The 21,574-nt window shown below is 42.4% G+C and carries 10 protein-coding genes and 1 pseudogene; all 11 read left to right on the top strand.

Going from position 1 to position 21,574, the window contains the following annotated elements; all coding sequences use genetic code 11:
* Nucleotides 1–71 precede the first annotated feature (71 nt).
* Nucleotides 72–342, top strand: a pseudogene (locus tag GKD17_RS07640) (type II toxin-antitoxin system RelE/ParE family toxin).
* Nucleotides 281–514, top strand: a complete 234-nt coding sequence (locus GKD17_RS23545) for a helix-turn-helix domain-containing protein (protein ID WP_007843715.1) — start codon at nucleotides 281–283, stop codon at nucleotides 512–514. Before GKD17_RS07640 ends, GKD17_RS23545 begins: the two are co-directional and overlap by 62 nt.
* An 87-nt stretch (nucleotides 515–601) precedes the next feature.
* On the top strand, nucleotides 602–4,873 hold the full coding sequence (locus GKD17_RS07650) for a beta-d-glucuronidase/beta-L-arabinofuranosidase (RefSeq protein WP_007838014.1): 4,272 nt from the start codon (nucleotides 602–604) through the stop codon (nucleotides 4,871–4,873).
* Between the two features lie 80 nt (nucleotides 4,874–4,953).
* Nucleotides 4,954–6,276, top strand: a complete 1,323-nt coding sequence (locus tag GKD17_RS07655; protein WP_007838015.1) for an AAA family ATPase — start codon at nucleotides 4,954–4,956, stop codon at nucleotides 6,274–6,276.
* Complete coding sequence (locus GKD17_RS07660; RefSeq protein WP_007838017.1) at nucleotides 6,266–6,832, top strand: hypothetical protein; 567 nt, start codon at nucleotides 6,266–6,268, stop codon at nucleotides 6,830–6,832. The genes GKD17_RS07655 and GKD17_RS07660 overlap by 11 nt, the downstream gene beginning before the upstream one ends.
* Nucleotides 6,833–6,950: 118 nt before the next feature.
* The gene (locus tag GKD17_RS07665) at nucleotides 6,951–8,549 is read left to right on the top strand and encodes an aspartate:alanine exchanger family transporter (RefSeq protein WP_005843762.1); all 1,599 of its coding nucleotides are present in this window, start codon (nucleotides 6,951–6,953) and stop codon (nucleotides 8,547–8,549) included.
* Between the two features lie 266 nt (nucleotides 8,550–8,815).
* Nucleotides 8,816–11,935 carry a SusC/RagA family TonB-linked outer membrane protein gene (locus tag GKD17_RS07670; protein ID WP_007843718.1) on the top strand — a complete coding sequence of 1,040 codons (3,120 nt, stop codon included), beginning with the start codon at nucleotides 8,816–8,818 and terminating at the stop codon, nucleotides 11,933–11,935.
* A 21-nt stretch (nucleotides 11,936–11,956) separates the two neighbouring features.
* Nucleotides 11,957–13,402, top strand: a complete 1,446-nt coding sequence (locus tag GKD17_RS07675) for a RagB/SusD family nutrient uptake outer membrane protein (protein ID WP_007838021.1) — start codon at nucleotides 11,957–11,959, stop codon at nucleotides 13,400–13,402.
* Nucleotides 13,403–13,613: 211 nt separating this feature from the next.
* On the top strand, nucleotides 13,614–16,688 hold the full coding sequence (locus GKD17_RS07680) for a SusC/RagA family TonB-linked outer membrane protein (RefSeq protein ID WP_007838022.1): 3,075 nt from the start codon (nucleotides 13,614–13,616) through the stop codon (nucleotides 16,686–16,688).
* Between the two features lie 25 nt (nucleotides 16,689–16,713).
* Entirely contained in the window at nucleotides 16,714–18,213 is a 1,500-nt protein-coding gene (locus GKD17_RS07685; protein WP_007838023.1) for a RagB/SusD family nutrient uptake outer membrane protein, read from the top strand.
* A gap of 129 nt (nucleotides 18,214–18,342) precedes the next feature.
* Nucleotides 18,343–21,534, top strand: coding sequence for a glycoside hydrolase family 2 TIM barrel-domain containing protein (locus GKD17_RS07690; RefSeq protein WP_007852566.1), 3,192 nt, complete (start codon nucleotides 18,343–18,345; stop codon nucleotides 21,532–21,534).
* The last annotated feature ends 40 nt before the right edge of the window (nucleotides 21,535–21,574 follow it).

Here is a 21,574-nt window from a genome sequence, read left to right on the forward strand (position 1 = left end):
TTTGTACATAGTTTTAAGATTTTTATAAGGAAAAGTTGCTTAACTGATAAACTTTTTTTTATTTTTGGCGTATGAGCAGAAAGATAATAGCATACGAAAACTACTATTAAAGATTTTTTTGATGCTCTGGATAAAGGTACGCAAGAAAAAGTCCTATATGGATTACTCTTATTAAAGACTCAAGATGGACTACCGGCAAAGTATGTGAAGTTTCTTAAAGAGGGTCTGTATGAGTTAAGAATAGAGTGGCAAGGTAATATCTATAGGATTTTCTTCTGTTATGATGAAGGGCATATTGTTATATTGTTCAATGAATGCTTTCTTTACCGGGCAAATAATTGAAGAGGCAAGGAAGAAAGCAAATATGACACAGGCGAAACTTGCCGAAAAGATAGGGACTAATAAGTCTTATATTTCCCGTGTGGAAACAGGAAAAACAGAGCCTAAGGTTTCTACTTTTTATCGTATTGCTTCTGCTTTGGGATTGAATGTTGAGCTGACCCCTGCTATGTGATGGTAAAAATAGAGAATGAGATAAAAGTTTTCTGAATGGGTACATTTTCTTCTTTTGTCCGTCTTGCCAATAGATAAAAAGATAATTATGAAGAAGATATTGATACTGGCATTTTCACTGTTGTCATTGGGAACATACGCCCAACGTGAAGTTCCGCAATCGCGCATGGAGCAGATTTATGAGGAAGCCAAGACTCCTTATAAATATGGGCTGGCTGTAGCTCCGGCCGACAACAAGCATAAAATAGACTGCCCTACCGTGTTCCGCGAAGGGGATAAGTGGTATATGACCTACGTGGTTTATAATGGTAAGAGCGGACTGGACGGACGTGGATACGAGACATGGATAGCCGAAAGTGATAATCTGTTGGAATGGCGTACATTGGGACGTGTCTTGTCTTATCGTGACGGATTCTGGGATTGCAACCAGCGTGGTGGTTTCCCTGCATTGCCGGATATGGAGTGGGGAGGAAGCTATGCCCTGCAGACGTATAAAGGCAAGCATTGGATGACTTATCTGGGTGGGGAAGGGACCGGATATGAATCGGTGAACAAGCCGCTGTATATTGGTTTGGCCTGGACAGACCGGCCTTTGGGTTCCGCCCATGAATGGCAGGCACAGGACCAGCCCGTGATGAGTATCCATGATAAAGACGCGCAATGGTGGGAAAAGCTGACTCAATATAAGAGTGTGGTCTATTGGGATAAGGAGAAAACATTGGGCGCACCTTTCGTCATGTTCTATAACGCGGCAGGACGGCATCCGGAAACGGATTTGAAAGCGGAACGGGTGGGTATCGCCTTGTCCAAAGATATGAAGAAATGGAAACGATATCCGGGCAATCCGGTCTTTGCACACGAAGCGGACGGAACCATTACGGGGGATGCGCATATCCAGAAAATGGGCGATGTGTATGTCATGTTCTATTTCTCGGCTTTTGAACCGAGCCGCAAATACAAGGCATTTAATACATTTGCTGCCAGTTATGACCTAGTACATTGGACGGATTGGAAAGGGGCGGATTTGATTATCCCTTCTAAAGACTATGATGAATTGTTCGCTCATAAGAGTTATGTGGTGAAATACAATGGGGTGGTGTATCATTTCTATTGTGCCGTGAATGACGCGGAACAACGTGGTATAGCCATTGCTACCAGCAAACCGATGGGACGTTCACAAGTGCATTTCCCGGAACGGGAGGTGAAGAATCGCCGGATGGTGATGGAATTGGATAAAGGATGGAAAACATGGCTGACGGAAGCAACTCATCTGAAAGGGTTGTTTGCTCAAAAGGCAATAGAAGTAAATATTCCTCATAACTGGGATGATTATTATGGCTACCGCCAACTGACACATGGTAATTTGCACGGTACTGCCATATACGAAAAGACCTTCACATTGGATGATTCTCAGTTTCTAATTTCCAACTCTTCATTCGGAAAACGTTATTTTCTTCGTTTTGAGGGAGTGGGGACGTATGCCACTATAACGTTGAATGGAAAGGATTTCGGCCGTCATCCCGTAGGGCGTACTACGCTGACATTGGATGTGACGGATGCGTTGAAGCTGGGAGAGAATAAGCTGGTAGTGAAAGCGGAACATCCTGAAATGATAGCCGACATGCCTTGGGTGTGCGGTGGCTGTTCCTCGGAATGGGGATTCAGCGAAGGTTCCCAGCCTTTGGGAATTTTCCGTCCCGTGGTGCTGGAGGCTACGGATGAGATCCGCATTGAGCCTTTCGGAGTGCATATCTGGAATGATGATAAGGCGGGAACTGTCTTTGTGGAAACGGAGGTGAAAAATTACGGAAAGACTGCTGAGACGGTGGAAGTGGTTAATAAATTCAGTAATGCGGATGGCAAGCAGGTGTTCCGCCTGACGGAGAAGGTGACTTTGCAGCCGGGTGAAAAGAAGGTGGTGAAGCAACAATCGCCAGTGCAGAATCCTGTTTTATGGAGTACGGAGAATCCTTATTTGTATAAACTGGCCAGTATGATAAAGCGTGGTAAGAGTACTACGGATGAGATTAGTACACCCTTTGGTATCCGTACCATCAGTTGGCCGGTGAAACGGGAGGATGGTGACGGACGGTTCTATCTGAACGGACAGCCTGTCTTTATCAATGGAGTGTGTGAATATGAACATCAGTTCGGACAAAGCCATGCTTTCAGCCGTGAGCAGGTGGCAGCCCGTGTGAAACAGATCCGTGCGGCGGGCTTCAACGCTTTCCGTGACGCTCACCAGCCCCATCACCTGGATTATCAGAAATATTGGGACAAGGAAGGAGTCTTGTGGTGGACTCAGTTTTCGGCCCACGTGTGGTATGATACTCCGGAGTTTCGTGAGAATTTCAAGAAACTGCTCCGCCAGTGGGTGAAAGAGCGTCGTAACTCGCCCAGTGTGGTGATGTGGGGATTGCAGAACGAAAGCACGCTGCCTAAGGAGTTTGCCGAAGAGTGTAGTGAGATTATCCGGGAAATGGATCCTACGGCCCGTACCATGCGTGTGATTACTACGTGTAACGGTGGTGATGGGACAGATTGGAATGTTATTCAGAACTGGAGTGGAACCTATGGTGGTGATGTGAATAAGTATGGCCGTGAATTGTCACAGAAGAATCAGTTGTTGAACGGTGAATATGGGGCATGGCGCAGCATCGGATTGCATACGGAACCGGCAGCTTTTGATGTGAATGGTGTATGGAGCGAGGAGCGTATGTGCCAGCTGATGGAAACCAAGATACGACTGGCGGAACAGGCAAAGGACAGTGTGTGCGGACAATTCCAATGGATATTCAGCAGTCATGATAATCCGGGACGCCGCCAGCCGGATGAAGCGTATCGCCGGATAGATAAGGTGGGACCATTTAATTATAAAGGATTGGTGACTCCGTGGGAGGAGCCGCTGGATGTATATTATATGTATCGCGCGAACTATGTGCCGGCTTCCGAAGATCCGATGGTTTATCTGGCATCTCATACATGGGAGGACCGTTTTGCGACAGGCCGCAGACGGGCTACCATTGAGGCGTACAGCAATTGTGACAGTGTGTTGCTGTACAATGATGCGGTGGATGCTGAATACTTGGGACGGAAATTGAATCATGGGGTGGGGACTCATTTCATGTGGGAAAACCGCGATATCCGTTACAATGTGCTTCGTGCTGTGGGGTACTTTAAAGGAAAACCGGCAGCGGAAGATGTGCTGGTGCTGAACGGTCTGGAAAAAGCTCCTCATTTTGAAGCTCTTTACCGTGGTTCTGCTATAGTGCCTGTTGCTGCCGACCGGTTGAACGGAACTGATTTGTTGAAAGGAGCTGAGGGATATACGTATCTTTATCGTTTGAATTGCGGAGGAGACGCTTATACGGATACGTATGGTCAGGTCTGGGCGCAGGATAACAGCCGTTATTCTCATTCGTGGGCGGAATCGTTTGTTCATCCGTCGGATAGTGTACAGTTGTTGAGCCCTTATCAGGCGAGCCAGCGTACCACGAATGATCCCATTCATGGCACTAGGGACTGGGAACTGTTCCAGACTTTCCGCTTCGGACGCCATAAGCTGAACTTCCGCTTTCCCGTTCCGGATGGCGAGTATCGTGTGGAACTTTATTTTACAGAACCCTGGCATGGTACAGGAGGCGGCGTACAGACGGATTGTGAAGGCTTGCGTATTTTTGATGTAGCGGTAAATGATAAAGTACTTCTGGACGACTTGGATGTATGGGCTGAAGCGGGTCATGACGGCGCTTGCAAAAAGGTGGTGAATGCTATCGTGAAAGGGGGAGTCTTGAAGATTAATTTTCCGGAGGTGAAAGCGGGGCAAGCTTTGATTTGTGGCATTGCGATAGCTTGTAAAGGCGACTTGGATTCCGTTCGCTCTTTTTCTGCCCATAGCTTCAGCTGGGCTGCACAAGACAAGGAGGTGATGGAAAAGACTCCCAAAGAATTATTGCCTGAAGATAAAAACGCACGTGCCAATGTGACTTATCAAGCGGAGGATGCTGTGCTGAAAGGTAAGTTCATAAAGAAAGAGGTTAAGAAACAAACCGGGGTTTTCTTTGGTAAAGGTACACAAAGCAGTATTACTTGGAACATTTCTACCGGTCTGGCACAAGTCTATGCTCTTCGTTTTAAATACATGAATGTTACAGGGAAGCCTATGAAGGTGCGTATGCAGTTCATTGATTCCAAAGGGGTGGTACTGAAGGAAGATAATCTGACTTTTGCCGAAACTCCCGGAAAGTGGCGTATGCTGAGTACAACGACGGGTACGTATATCAATGCAGGCTATTATAAGGTGGTGCTTTCCGCACCGGATATGGAGGGACTGGCATTGGATGCGCTGGATGTGCAATAAAGTATTTTTTTATTTGCCGGTAGGAATAAATAGTTTATCTTTGTTCTCTTAAAAAGTTTGAATTCGTCAGAACAGAGTTTATGCCAAAATTTATAATAGATAAGATAGGTCCGATAGAGCATGTTGATTTTACTTTGAATAAAGTGAACATGCTGATTGGTCCGCAAAGCAGTGGGAAAAGTACAATAGCTAAGGTTATCAGTTTCTGTCTATGGTTGGAAAAGGATGTGCTGATGCGTCGTAACACTGATTATGTAAGTTGGAGCTTTGTGGAAAAACAGTTGCTAGAGTTTCATAAATTGAAAAACTATCTGAATGAAGGATATGCTATATTCTTTGTGGGTGATGCTATTGATTTTTGTTATACAAAAGATATGTGCTTCGCTAAATTAAAAGACGGGTTTGAAAGGTGCAAAATTGGCAAAGTCGCTTATATACCCGCTGAAAGAAATGCTGTTACGTTACCCAATATTGCGTCATTGAAGATGCCTGAATATAATACAAGAAGCTTTATTTTTGACTGGTTGGAAGTTCATCAAAAGTTCCAAAAGAAAAATGCTGTCGATTTGCTGAAACTGAAATTGAAGTATTATTATGACGAATCATCCCAAAAGGATATGATTGTGCTGGAAGATGGAAAAGAAATAGGATTGGAGGAGGCTTCCAGCGGGTTGCAGTCGGTTGTGCCGTTGTATGTTTATGTATATTATTTAACCCATTGGATATATGATCATCAGGAAGATATTTCTTTTGAAAAGAAAGACAGAATAGAAGGGGCATTGTCCAGGGAGTATATTAAAATGTTTTCCAAACAAATGAATGTTGTTATGGATGAGGAATTCTTGAATCAGGCAGTAAAAGAAGCAAAGCTTTCTCCAGGGTTCAAAAAGATATTAGGAACAGCAAAGACCTTGAAAAAAGCGGGTAATGATTCTTTGGATAATTTGTTGGAAACCGTTTTGGAACTTGAAGAGAATATTTCTCATCCTCATTACTCCAACATTATAGTGGAAGAGCCGGAGTTGAATTTGTTTCCCGAAACTCAAAAAGATCTTATCTATGATCTGTTGGAGATGATCAATAGCGGACGGGATCATTTACTGATGACTACCCACAGCCCTTATCTGCTTTATGCACTGAATAATTGCATGCTGGGGGCTTTGGTACAAGAAAATATACCGGAAGAAGAGGAGGGATTACAAAAGATGAAGGATTCGTTTGTCAAGCCGGAGGATGTTTCTGTATGGGAGATTAAAAATGGAAAATTTTTTCCTTATAAAGAGAATCCGAACTATACTATTCAAGATGAAAGAGGATTGATTCGCAATAACTATTTTGATCGGATAATGAAGAATATCATGACAGACTTTGCTGCCTTAATGGATTATTGTGATGAGGATTGAAGCTTTTACAAGATATAATGAGATGACAGGTGACGCCTATGTCATGGATTATACACAAGCGACAGCCGGTAAACGGAAAGTATGTATAAAGGAAGAAGATCCTGATGATATAGCTTCTTTTCATTTGATTAATCCAAGAAAAACGACTTATTGGGCAGTGAATTTTGAGGAGAATCCGGCTGTGTTGAAAGGTTCTGATCAGTGTGAATGTATGTTTGTTTCCAGTAGGGCAAGCAGTAAGGGATGGGTTTGCTTGGTTGAACTTAAATATTGTTTGGAAAAGAACATAGAGAGGAATGCAGGAGATGCTTTTAAACAATTGTATGAAACATTGAACAAATTGGTGGAATTGAACATTGTAGATTATAAATCACATCGGATTTACTTAAATATATCTATACCTGAACATTCCCATAGGGCACCGTTTACTGCTTTTCAGAATACCCAAGATGATTTGTTGGAATGTTTATATACTCATAAGGTTAAAGTATTGGGATATAATGAAGTTCTGATATTAAATGAATGTTTTATCAGACCACCGAAAGAGGAGATCTGAAATCTATATGTATCATTAAATGGGCGATCTGAAAATATAAAATGGAATCATAAGGGGAAGGTTTCAGCATTTGGCATTTTTTACTATCTTTGTGCTCTGAAACTAACCTCTTAAAAATATGTTAATTGATTTACTGCATTCTTCTTATTTCTCGCTCTTTCTTATTGTAGCGTTGGGCTTTATGCTAGGGAGGATTAAGATAAAGGGCTTGTCGCTGGATGTGTCGGCCGTTATCTTCATTGCCTTGCTTTTCGGACATTTCGGTGTGATCATTCCTAAAGAATTGGGGAACTTCGGTTTGGTGCTCTTTATCTTTACCATCGGTATTCAGGCCGGTCCCGGATTTTTTGATTCTTTCAGGAGTAAAGGAAAGACACTGATTCTTATTACTATGCTTATTATTTGCTCTGCCTGTCTGACGGCGGTAGGACTGAAGTATGCTTTCGACATTGATACGCCCAGTGTGGTGGGATTGATAGCAGGGGCATTGACCAGTACGCCTGGTCTGGCGGTAGCTATAGACAGTACAAATTCACCGTTGGCTTCCATTGCATACGGTATTGCTTACCCGTTTGGAGTGATAGGGGTGATTTTGTTTGTGAAGCTGTTACCCAAGATTATGCGGGTGGATCTGGATAAAGAAGCGCGCAGGTTGGAACTGGAACGGCGCAGCGGTTTTCCGGAACTGACAACTTGCATTTTCAGAGTGACCAATCAAGCGGTATTCGGACGTACTTTGGCGCAAATAAATGCGCGTGCCATGACGGGAGCCGTTATTTCGCGGGTAAAGCATGAGGATTCTATATTGATGCCTAAAGCGAATACCATGTTGCTGGAAGGGGACTATGTGCAGGCGGTGGGAAGTGAGGAAGCGCTGAATCAGTTTGCCGTATTGGTTGGAGAACGGGAGGAAGGCGAATTGCCTCTGGACCAGACACAGGAGATTGAATCTTTATTGCTGACAAAGAAAGATATGATAAACAAGCAATTGGGAGATCTGAATTTACAACGTAACTTTGGTTGTACGGTAACCCGTATCCGTCGAAGTGGCATAGACTTGTCACCTTCTCCGGATTTGGCCTTGAAATTCGGTGATAAGTTGATGGTGGTCGGTGAACGGGAAGGACTCAGAGGCGTTGCTCGTTTGTTGGGGAATAATGCCAAACAGTTGTCTGATACTGATTTCTTCCCGATAGCTATGGGGATTGTATTAGGTGTATTGTTCGGTAAAATAAATATTTCATTTTCAGACAGCGTTTCATTTTCACCCGGATTGACCGGAGGAGTATTGATGGTGGCATTGTTGCTGAGTGCCGTGGGAAAGACAGGACCCATATTGTGGTCTATGTCCGGTCCTGCCAATCAGTTGTTACGTCAGTTGGGCTTATTGCTGTTTTTGGCTGAGGTCGGTACTTCTGCCGGTAAGAATCTGGTGGCTACTTTTCAGGAGAGCGGATTGTTATTGTTCGGAGTGGGGGCGGCCATTACTGTTGTGCCTATGCTGGTTGCTGTTGTGGTTGGCAGGTTGGTCTTTAAAATCAGTTTGTTGGATTTGCTGGGCACCATCACTGGTGGTATGACCAGTACGCCCGGTCTTGCGGCAGCCGATTCCATGGTAGATAGTAATATTCCGAGTGTTGCATACGCTACGGTGTATCCGATTGCAATGGTGTTCCTTATTTTGTTTATACAAGTGATCGCTTCGGCAGTTTATTGATATATCAAACAGCCGGGTGGGTATGTGCCAAAGGTAGTAAATACTTTTGGCACATTTTTTATTTGGATGAATGTTGTATTTTTATTTATCGATATGAGGAGAAAAAAATATTCATTTTGTTTCTTTTATAGATTTTAATTTATATATTTGTCACAACCTTAATATAATACGGAGAAAGATTAGGCTTATTCGGTGACAGAATGACGATTGGAATATGTATGAATAAGCTGAACTCATATATGGTATTTATAAATATACTCAATTTTATGAGGAATAAAGACACACACACTCGAATTACAGACAAATGCAGATGTTTGTTTGTAGTTGCCTATTCGGCAATGTCTATTACAGGATTGAGCTCCGTGCTCGCAGTGGAAAACCATGCACTATCTTCTCCGGTTTCAGATCGTGTGGAAAGCGTACAGCAGAAAAAACATGTTTCAGGTAATGTGCAGGATGCTAACGGAATGCCTTTAATCGGGGCGTCCGTAATTATCAAGGGAACCAATACCGGTATGATTACCGATATTGAAGGTAATTTCGCTCTTGATGCTAAACAGGGTGATATTATCGTAATCAGTTACATCGGTATGAAATCGGCGGAGGTGAAAGTGCCTGCTAACGGGCAAATAAGAGTGATGCTGAAGGAGGATTCTCAGTTGATGGATGAAGTGGTAGTGACTGGTTATGGTGATTTTAAGAAGGCTACTTATACGGGGTCTGCTTCTGTTTTGAATACGGATAAATTGGAGTCATTGCCTGTTGTGTCTGTAGCACAGATGATGGAGGCTAATATTCCGGGGTTAAGTTCAGTAGCCAGTTCTTCCCAGCCGGGTTCTAAAGCTACAGTGCGGGTGCGTGGAATTGCTTCTATGAATGCTTCTACAGAACCTCTTTATGTATTGGACGGTGTGCCGGTAGCGTCTAGGGATATGAGTGGTCTAAGTGCCAATGCCAGCGCGGGAGGACTTGGTTTGATCGAGACATTAAATCCTGCGGATATTGAAAGTATAACCGTATTGAAAGATGCCGCTTCTGCTTCATTATATGGAGCAAAAGGATCTAACGGTGTAATCCTTATTACTACTAAAAAAGGTAAGGAAGGTAAAATGAGAGTGAGTATGCAGGCTACTTACGGTATTACGGATATTGCTTACAATTATCGTCCGATAATGGGTGGTGAAGAGCGTAGGGAATTGATTTATGAGGGATTTGTTAATTATCGTTTGAATCAGGGGGACTCGGAAGCCGAGGCAAAGGCTTATGCGGATGGACAAATTGACAATTATGCGGCACGCCCGGTCAACGGATATGCTGATTGGGAAGATGCTTTATTGAAAAAAGGACATCAGCAAGACTATAGTTTGTCTGTAAGCGGAGGTAATGAAAAGTCGAATTTTATTGGTACGTTAGGATATACCAATCAGACAGGTATAAGCATAAATTCAGGAATGGAACGTTTTACCGGTCGTATTGATGCAAACAGTAAATGGAATAAATTTGAGTATGGAATGAATGCTACCTTTTCATGGACTCGTAATAAACATACGCCGGAGGGACAGTATTATGCCAGTGCGCTTTATTCTTCAAAATATCAATTGACCCCTTCTATACCTATTTATAATGAGGATGGCAGCTATCATACGGGTTTCCAGAATAATGGAGGCATTAACCCGCTGTATGAGAATTCTGTAGATTCAAATTATGCACGTCTGGCACGTACAATGGCATCTGCCAAGGCTGCCTATCATATCTTGGATGGGTTGAAGTTATCTACTATCTTTACAGTAGACTATTCTTTAAATAAAGACTTTTTCTTTTACTCGCCTGACGGTAAAGATGGGGAAGCTACACAGGGATCCGGACAGATGATGATGATTGAGAGAATGAGTTATACTTCACAAACGAATCTGGCATATAATAAAACGTTTGGTAAACATAACATTAATGCGGTCTTAGCGTATGAGGTTATGAAGTACGATTATGAGGATATGTATGGTGAGAAACAGGTTTACGGGCAAACACTTAATCCGTCGTTGGATAATGGTGCCAAACCTGCTGATCTTACTAATACAAGGCAGGAAGATGCTATGGTGTCGTATGTGGGAAGCTTGAATTATGGATATAATGATAAATATTATGCAGGTTTCAGTTTCCGTCGTGATGGCTCTTCCCGATTGGCACCTGATACCCGTTGGGGAAACTTTTGGGCTGTTTCCGCTTCATGGAGACTCTCTCAGGAAAACTTCATGAAACCGTGGGAGAATGTTGTGTCGGATATGAAATTAAGAGCATCGTATGGTGTGAACGGTAATCTGCCGACCGGTTATTATGGTTATCATGGAACTTATACTACCGGAGCATTTTATAATGGGAAACCTGCTCCGTGGGAAGATGCTATTGCTAATCCTGATTTGACTTGGGAAAAGAACTATGCATTGAATCTGGGGGTTGATTTAAGTCTGTTCAGACGGGTTAATTTGACTTTCGATTGGTATACCAGAACGACTAAGGATTTATTGATGAGTAAGCAATTGAATTCTATTAGTGGTTTTGGCAGTATTCTTACGAATGTGGGTGAAATGAAAAATACCGGTTTTGAAATAGAAGTACGCTCAAGTAATATTCAAACCAAAGATTTTAGTTGGACAACTTCTTTAAACTTGTCACATAATAAAAATAAGATTGTAAAACTGGCGGATCTTCCGGAATTTATAGATGGAAATTATATCAGAAAGGAAGGCTGTTCGTATGCGACAATTTATTTGAGAGAATATGCCGGAGTGGATCCTAATGACGGACGCCCGATGTATTATGACAATAAAGAAGACGAAAATGGCAATAGAAGCAGGAATATTGTGTATGATCCCAATGATGCCGACCGTGTGGAGTTGAAAGATATATATCCTAAATTAACCGGTGGATTGATGAATACGTTTAATTATAAGTTTATTGATTTATCTTTTAATTTGTCGTTTCATTTAGGTGGATATTCTTACGATGGTGCCATGTATGCTTTGCAAGATGACGGCTATACGGCACAATACAATAAGAGTACAGAGTTACGCCGCCGTTGGAAACAGCCGGGAGATATAACAGATGTTCCCCGATATGTGTATGGACAAGAGTATGGTGGCTGGTGGAACTCATCACGTGGTATTCATAGTACAGATCATTTGCGCTTGAAAAGTTTGATTGTTGGCGTTTCTGCTCCTCAGTCTTGGTTAAGAACCATAGGTATTAATTCTGCCCGTATTTATTTTTCGGGTACCAACTTGTTGACATGGGCTGCATACGATCAATATGATCCGGAGTTGAATGGAATTGTAAGTTATTTTACTCCTCCTCTTAAAACATTCGCATTTGGACTTGAACTTAAATTCTAATCAATTAACACCGAACTGTTTATGAAAAAAAATATAATTATATTAGGCTTGATTTCTTTATTGGCCGTATCGTGCGGGGATGATTTTTTAACCACTCATCCTGGTGATAGCGTTTCTACGGATTTGGCACTGAGTACAGAGCAGGATATAGATAATGCTGTGAATGGATTGTATGATTTGATGTCCAGCTATGGCTATTATGGCGGAACCATGTTTTTTTATGGGGATATGAAAGGGGATGATATGCAGAGTTCTTATAATAGCGGGAGAACTTGTAACCGGTGTTATTTATATGATCATCGCTCTACAAGCTTAAATGCCGGATATTTATGGGGACGTCCTTTTTATATTATCCGTAATGCATGGAATGTGATCAATGCGATTGATGATGGAAAAGTGCAAGGTTCAGAGCAAAGATTAAAGGAATTAAAAGGTGAGGCGATGACTATCATGGCACTTTGCCAGTTTGACTTGACCCGTTGTTTCGGTTATCCTTATACTAAGGATAAAGGGGCCGGTTGGGGAGCTCCAATTGTAGATCATGCAATTACATTAGATGAAAATCCGCCACGCAGCACTGTAGCAAAGGATTATGAGTTCATAATCAATACATTGGAGGAGGCTATACCTTTAATGAGTACTTCTAAAAATAACAGCCGGATGAATGCGTATGCTGCAAGAGCATTGTTGTCTCGTATTTATCTGTATCATGATGATAACGAGAAGGCGTTTCAAATGGCAAGCAACTTGATTGAAGAAGTGGAAGGAAATGGAATGTACCGTCTTTATACACGTGATGAATATATTCCGGCATGGGATCTGAAAAATACGTTTGGTACGGAATCATTATTTGAAATTGCTAATAGTACAGATGATAATGGAGGACGAAGTTCATTGGCATATCTAATGCATTGGAATGGGTATCGTGAGATTTTTGCTACTCAGAAATTTGTGGATGAGTTATTGAGTGATCCGGATGATATTCGCTGTCTGTTGCTGGAAAAGAATGTTTATAATAAAAATGATGTATGGTGGTTGAAAAAATGGCCGGGAACAGATGCTACGACTCCATCTTTTGAAAATAATTATGTTATTTTCCGTTTGTCTGAAGTCTATTTGAATGCGGCGGAAGCCGGAGTGAAAATAGGTGGGGCATCTGCCGTAAAGGGTTTGAATTATCTGAATGCAATTGTGCAGCGTGCTAATCCTGTAAAAGAAGTAACGGCGGCTGAATATACATTGGATAGGGTGTTGGAAGAAAGAAGTAAAGAATTGATAGGTGAGGGGCATCGTTTCTTTGATATGTTGAGAAATGGAAAGACCATTGTTCGTAAGGGAGGATATCATTTACCGGGTATCGTGGAGGAAATAGACTGGGATTATTATAAATGTGTTTTACCGATTCCAACAGACCAGTTTACATTTAGTCCTGATATGGAGCAGAATCCGGGATATACTAAAAATTAATTTTAAATAATTATTAAATGAGAGGGTGTGGTATCACACCCTTTTTTTGTGTGGACAAATTCTACATTCATGTGGATTTATTCTACAGTTTTACAGATGTTCTGTTTGCTTATTTAGTTAATATACAGTGATTTGACGGGCGGTTATTGTTGTTGGCATATCTTTTGACCGGAACATGATAAATTATTATATAATTATATAAATATAAATCATGAATAAATCTAGGTATGTTTTTTTCATTTTGGCTTGTTTATTCGGTTTGTACGTGCAAGCTCAGAATAGAACAGTGAAAGGACGTGTTCTCTCAGCAGAGGATAAAGAACCATTAATTGGAGCTACTGTCAAAATACCCGGTACATCTATCGGTGTGGTGACAGATATAGATGGCAATTTCTCTCTGGAAGTTCCCAACAAAGACAAAACATTAGTGATTGAGTTTTTAGGTATGAGTACACTAACGGCGAAGATACCTGCCAATGGGGTACTGAATGTATCTTTACGTCCGGATACACAACGATTGGACGAGGTTGTGGTGACAGGCTATGGTAATTTTTCCAAATCCTCATTTACCGGTTCGGCAAATACATTACGGGGGGACTTGTTGAAGAACGTTCCGGTTGTATCGGTAGAACAGAAGTTGCAGGGTATGACTCCGGGTGTGTCCATTTCGGGAAATTCCGGTCAGCCGGGTGCTAATCAAAGTATACGTATTCGCGGTATGGGGTCATTCAATGCATCGAAAGAACCTTTGTTTGTCATTGACGGAGTACCGGTGACTTCCGGAAGCTTGAGTGGTGGCTCGGCAGATGCCGCTTACATGAATAATTCTAAAACGAATATAATGAGTACGCTGAACCCTTCGGATATTGAAAATATAACAGTCATAAAGGATGCGGCGGCGGCTTCTTTATATGGTTCACGTGCGGCAAACGGTGTGATTCTGATAACCACTAAAAAAGGTACAAAGGGACGTGCTAAGGCTACATTAAAAATTGATGGTGGCTTTTCTAATGCTGCTGTGGAATTCCGTCCAACGTTGAATGGGGAGCAGCGTAGAGAGCTAATTTATGAAGGTTTGATGAACTTTCAGCAAGATGAGATAGCCAAGAATCCGGAGGCGGGATTGGCGTCGCCCACAGAGTATGCTGATTTACATATCAATGATTATGCCTCCATTCCGGAACTGGGATATACTGACTGGAGAAAGGAATTAATGCGTACGGCACATCATCAAAGTTATGAAGCGTCCGTATCGGGAGGTAATGACAAGACTACGTTCTATTCTTCATTGGGTTTTAACCGTCAGGAGGGTTTGGTGGAAAATTCTAATCTAGATAGATATACAGCGCGTTTGAATGTAACCCAGAAGGTAGGTTCCCGTGGGGAAGTGGGTGCCAATGTGATGTTCTCTCAATTGAATCAGGAAATGAATGAGGAGCGTGGATCATCTATTAATCCTTTCCTTTGTGTGGCTTTGAACACCACTCCGTCTTTTCCGGTACGTGACGCTGAAGGGAATTATGTAGGGTCATATCCCAGTAGCAATGTGAATCCGTTGCGTGATATCCGTACAGATTATAACCGTACCCGCATGACACGTATGTTTTCTACAGGCTATGCTTCGATAGATATTATCAAAGGGTTGAAATTAAAAGAAACGCTTAGCTATGATTATAATATTCAGAAAGATTCCCGTTATTGGAATCCGTTGAGTGGAGCCGGAGCTAAAAGTGGTAGTGATGCACAGACGGCAAAGGGATTTATAGAATATAGTAAATTGATTTCTTCCACTTCATTGGGATACAATACGACTATAGCACAGTTGCACCATGTGGACGCATTGATAGCTTATGAAATTGAAAATTATCAGACTGACAAAGCAATGGGGGATAAATCCAAACTTCCTTCAGATTATTTGGTGGAACCGGATAATGCAGCATCATTGAACAGCTTTGTGTCTTCTACTCAGGATTCAAGAATGATTTCTTATGTATCCCGTATCAACTATGATTATGATGACCGTTACTATATTGCTGGTAGCTTTCGTCGTGACGGCAGTTCACGCCTGTCACCCGAGAACCGTTGGGGAAATTTTTGGTCTGTATCCGGTATGTGGAATGTAGGTGCGGAAAAATTTATGCAATCTATAAAGAGTGTGCTGAGTGATTTAAAGATACGTGCCTCGTATGGTGTGAATGGTAATCAACCGGGTGCTCTTTACGGATATATGGGACTTTATTCCTACGGGCAGAATTATATGGGAGGTGGTGGATCTTATGAATCGGCATTACCGAACCCGAACCTTAAATGGGAAAAGAACTATAACTTGAATTTGGGACTCGACCTGGCATTTATCAATCGTATTTTTGTCAGCTTGGAATATTATAATCGCGATACGAAAGATTTGCTTTACAATCGTCCTATCAGTAGCACTACCGGTTTCCAAAATTATTTGGGGAACTTGGGACAACTGAATAATAGAGGTTGGGAACTGGAACTGCGTACCATAAACTTTGCCGGTAGCAACTTTAATTGGACTTCTGTTTTGAATATGACCCACAATAAAAATAAGATTGTATCATTGGATGGTAAATTGGAACAGTCTATCGAGGGAAGCTGGTTTATCCATAAAGTGGGGTTGCCGTATTCTACCTTCTATGTGAAAGAATATGCGGGGGTTGATCCTCAAACAGGAAAAGCTTTGTACTATATGAATACACAGGATGCAAATGGCAATTATGACAAAACAGTTACTACTGACGCTTCTGCAGCACAGGCAATTCCTTATAAGTCTGTGGATCCGAAAATTTCAGGAGGTTTTACCAATATCGTGAATTACAAATGGTTTGATTTAGCATTGACATTGACTTATTCTTTAGGAGGATATTCTTTTGACAAAACCGGAACTTATAATGAAACCGACGGTGCAAAAGAGCAGAACTATAACTTGCCCATTTATGAATTGGATCGTTGGCAAAAGCCGGGTGATGTGACAGATGTACCCCGATTTGTACTTGGCCAAGCAGCAGGACCGCAGAATTCATCCCGTTATGTACATAGCACGGATCATTTACGTGTAAAGAACTTGACTTTGGGCTTTACATTGCCAGATCAGTGGTTGACCAAACTGGGTGTCAGTAAAGCAAGATTGTATTTCTCAGGCAGTAACTTGTTGACGTGGGCAAAGTGGGACCAGTATGATCCGGAAGTGCCTGTTTCCGGTGAAGTATTTTGTGAAACACCTCCTATGCGTACTTACAGTTTTGGAATAGAAGTCTCTTTTTAATGAATTTCCTTTAAATTAGAACGAAATGAAAAAAATATATTTATCGATTGTTGCGGCTGTATCATTGATGTTTGTTTCGTGTACTGCTGATTGGCTGAATACAGATCCTTCTACGGCAGTTCCTAGTGATGATGCCATTAAAAATATAGATGATGCACAGGTGGCATTGAATGGTATATACCGATTAGCATCCGCACATAGTTATTATGGTGATAATTATCTTTATTATGCTGATTGTCGTGGAGAAGATGTGCAGGCACGTATTAATAAAGGAGCAGGCCGCAGGGTTTCTCCTTACTATTTCTTTGATGTTACGGCGGATGATAATTTTAATATAACCCTTGTCTGGAACCAACCCTATAAAGTGATCCATCAGGCTAACAGTCTGATAGAAAAGTTGGATGCGGGGAATGCGGGGAATGCCAAGCCGGAAGAAGTGGCACGGATTAAATCGGAGGCACTGGCAATGAGAGGACTGGCTTTATTTGATCTGACCCGTTTATTTGGTATGCCTTATACTTTGGATAATGGGGCTTCTTTGGGAGTTCCTATTGAGATTCAGACCACCTTGGAGGATCATGCTCCGGAACGTAACACAGTGGCACAATGTTACGAACAAGTGCTAAAGGACTTGAACGATGCGTTGGGAGGACTGACAAAAGAAAAACATGATGCCTATATGAATTATTGGAGTGTGAAAGCTTTACTTTCCCGGGTGTATCTGTATATGAATGACAATGAAAATGCATTGAAATGTGCAGAAGAAGTAATCAATGACAATGGGGGAATTTACCGGCTTTTTACTCATGATGAATATCCTTCTGTATGGGGAAAAGACTTCAACTCAGAGTCTTTGTTTGAATTCTATTTTACGATGTCTGAACCTTCAGGCGGTTCGGGAGGAGAAGGGGCGCCGATGGTGTATGCCGATAATGTGAAAGATTGGAATAACCTGATTCTGACAAAGGCTTATTTGGATTTGCTGAATGAAGACCCTGAAGATGTGCGCCATGTATTTCCTCATTTGCCGGAAAATGCAGTTGCAGATACATTGCCTGTAGCTGCCAAAGGTCAACCGAAATATCTGATTAAATATCCGGGGAAATCGGGCAGTGTGACCGATGCTGTTTCTACAGTCAATCCACAGGATAATGATCTTTGTATTCTCCGTTTATCCGAGGTCTATTTGAATGCTGCGGAAGCTGCTTTTAAAATCGGCAATACGGAAAAAGCATTGACATATCTGAATGCGATAGTTACCCGTGCCAATCCAGCGAAATCCGTAACATCTGCTGATCTCAGCTTGGAGCGCATTTTGAAAGAAAGACGTAAAGAACTGGTAGGTGAAGGTCATGCTTTCTTTGATTATATGCGTAATGGCAAGTCAGTGGACCGTTCAGGAGGCTGGCATCTGACTATGCCTGAAGATGCTCGTGTCATTACTCCTTCAGACCCTAGGGTGGCACTTCCTATTCCACAAACTGAAATTGATGCTAATCCGAATATAGTTCAAAATCCTAGATAATTGTTTTGTCCATGTTAAGTTTGCCCTTCTTTTCGATGATGATATCGGAGAGAAGGGTTTTCTTTTTACAATTTATATGGTACAAAATCATATTTCGTCCGTCTTCATTTGAAAAGAAAGAGCAAAAATATGAGAATATATGGATTGTTACTGTGCGGATGGATGACGGTATCCTTACAGGCCCAACAAATACATGATTGGGAGAATCATCATGTATTACAGATTAATCGGGAACCGGCAAGGGCTGCTTTTGTGCCTTTTGCCAAGCAGAAGGGGGATTGTTCGATGAGTCTGGACGGAATGTGGAAATTCCGGTGGACTCCTGTGCCTTCCGAACGGATAGCGGATTTCTACCGTACGGACTTTAATGACGAGGATTGGAAAAGTTTTCCGGTTCCTGCCAATTGGGAAATCAACGGATACGGAACACCTATTTATGTATCGGCAGGATATCCGTTTAAAATAGATCCTCCACGGGTAATGGGGGAGCCTAAAGCTTCGTATACCACCTACAAGGAACGTAATCCGGTGGGACAATACCGGCGTACTTTTATTTTACCGGCTGGGTGGAAAGCGGATGGGCAGACTTTTCTTCGTTTTGAAGGAGTGATGAGCGCTTTTTATGTATGGATAAACGGTGAACGTATAGGGTATAGCCAGGGAAGTATGGAACCTAGTGAGTTCAATATCACCCGTTGGTTGAAACCGGGAGAGAACCAAATAGCTTTAGAGGTTTATCGGTATAGTGACGGATCTTATTTGGAAGATCAGGATTTTTGGCGTTTTGGAGGTATTCATCGCAGTATTCATTTGGTGCATACTCCAGATATCCGTATCCGTGACTATGTAGTGCGTACCCTCCCTGCTGTTCAGGGGAATTATCAAGATTTCAGACTGCTGATTGATCCGCAGTTCAGCGTTTATCAGGGAATGGACGGTAAAGGCTATACGTTGCAGGCAGTGCTGAAGGATGCGGATGGAAGAGAAATAGTGAATATGGTTGGCAATGTGGAAGATATCTTGGATTTGGAGCATAAGGCGGCACGGATGAATGAATGGTATCCGCAACGTGGTCCACGTAAGATGGGACGTATGTCCGCCGTTATAAAATCTCCACAACGTTGGACAGCCGAAACTCCTTATTTATATAAGTTGGAGCTTCGTTTACAGAATGTAAACGGACAGACCATAGAGCAAGTGGAACAGCCGGTAGGTTTTCGTTGTATTGAAATAAAAGACGGACAAATGTTGGTTAACGGTAATTCTGTCCGCTTTCGTGGGGTAAACCGTCATGAACACGATCCGTATACGGCACGCGTGATGAGTGAGGAGAGAATGTTGCAGGATATATTATTGATGAAACAAGCCAATGTGAATGCAGTCCGTACCAGTCACTATCCCAATGTGAGCCGTTGGTACGAACTGTGTGACAGCTTGGGACTGTATGTGATGGATGAGGCGGATATAGAAGAGCACGGATTGCGTGGAACATTGGCCAGTACACCCGATTGGTACGCCGCTTTTCTGGATCGTGCGGTACGTATGGCGGAACGCGATAAAAATCATCCTTCGGTAGTGATGTGGAGCATGGGAAATGAAAGTGGTTACGGACCTAATTTTGCTGCTATTTCGGCTTGGCTACATGATTTTGATCCTACACGTCCCGTACACTATGAAGGAGCTCAGGGAGTGAACGGAGAACCCGATCCGAAAACGGTGGATGTAATCAGCCGTTTCTATACCCGTGTGAAACAGGAGTATCTGAATCCCGGCATTCCCGAAGGGGAAGACAAGGAACGGGCGGAGAACGCACGTTGGGAACGCCTGTTGGAAATAGCGGAACGCACGAATGATAACCGTCCTGTGATGACCAGCGAATATGCACATTGCATGGGAAATGCTTTAGGTAATTTCAAGGAATATTGGGATGAGATTTATAGTAACTCACGTATGCTGGGCGGCTTTATATGGGACTGGGTGGATCAAGGTATTTATAAGATATTGCCGGATGGCCGCCAGATGGTGGCGTATGGCGGTGATTTTGGTGATCAGCCTAATTTAAAGGCTTTTTGTTTTAATGGTGTGGTGATGAGTGACCGCGAAACTACGCCCAAATATTGGGAGGTGAAGAAAGTATATGCCCCGGTTAAATTGGAAATGGAAAAAGATCTTCAGGTTTTTCCAAAAGAACAAGATCTTTTAGTAAAAGAACAAGATGTTTTGCCCAAAGGATTAAGAGTTACGAACCGCAATCACCACATTGGTCTGGAAGGATATCGCTGTCTGTGGACTTTGATAGAGAATGGGAAGAAGATGGAACAAGGGGAACTGGCGCTTCCATTGGTGGCACCCGGTGAAACGGGAACGATGGCTTTGCCCGATGTCAAGATTAATAAGCAGGCTGATGTTCGATTGAATGTAAGTATAGTATTGAAAGAAGATGCTTTATGGGCGAAAGCCGGGCATGAGATTTTAAAGGAACAGTTTGCCTTGAATGATCATTTGATGGCGGTGGCTAACGGTGTACAACCGGGTAAACGTAAAAATAAGTTTTCTGTTTTGGATTTATGGAAAGATAGTTATTTTCAGGCTTTCCGTGCTCCGACGGATAATGATAAAAGTTTCGGTAACTGGTTGGCCAAAGATTGGAAGAATCAGAGATTGGATGCTCCTCAAGTAGAGGTGATTACTCCCGAAACGGAAACTCAGGAAACGAATGGCACCGTATCGAGGAAATCGGTTGTGAAATATCGTTATGCCAAAGGTAGCATCCGTGTCTCTTCCCATTATAAAATATATGTGGATGGAACGGTGGATTTGGAACAGACTTATCTGCCACAAGGAGAATTGCCGGAATTGCCTCGTCTGGGTAGTGCATTTGTATTGGGAGAAGAATACGAGAATCTTTCCTGGTACGGTCGTGGCCCGTGGGAAAATTATCCCGACCGTAAGACGTCCTGTTTGATAGGCAGATGGAGCAGCAAGGTGAGCAGTCAATATACACATTACCCCCGTCCTCAGGACAGTGGCAATCACGAGGATGTCACAGAGGTGACCCTTACCAATAAAGAAGGGAAAGGTATCCGTGTGACAGCCATAGACCGGCCATTTTCATTTTCGGCCTTATATTATACTGTGGATGATATTTATAAAGCAACTCATGATTGTGACTTGAAACCACGAAAGGAGATTATTCTCAGCCTGGATGCTGCGGTTTTAGGTTTAGGAAACAGTAGTTGTGGTCCGGGAGTGCTGAAGAAGTATGCCATTGATAAGCAGAAACCTCATACTTTGCGGGTACGTTTCAGTCTTATTAAATGACATATGGCAAAAGGTGTGAATGAGCGACACATCTTTTCGG

Source organism: Phocaeicola dorei, assembly GCF_013009555.1.
Taxonomy (GTDB): Bacteria; Bacteroidota; Bacteroidia; order Bacteroidales; family Bacteroidaceae; genus Phocaeicola; species Phocaeicola dorei.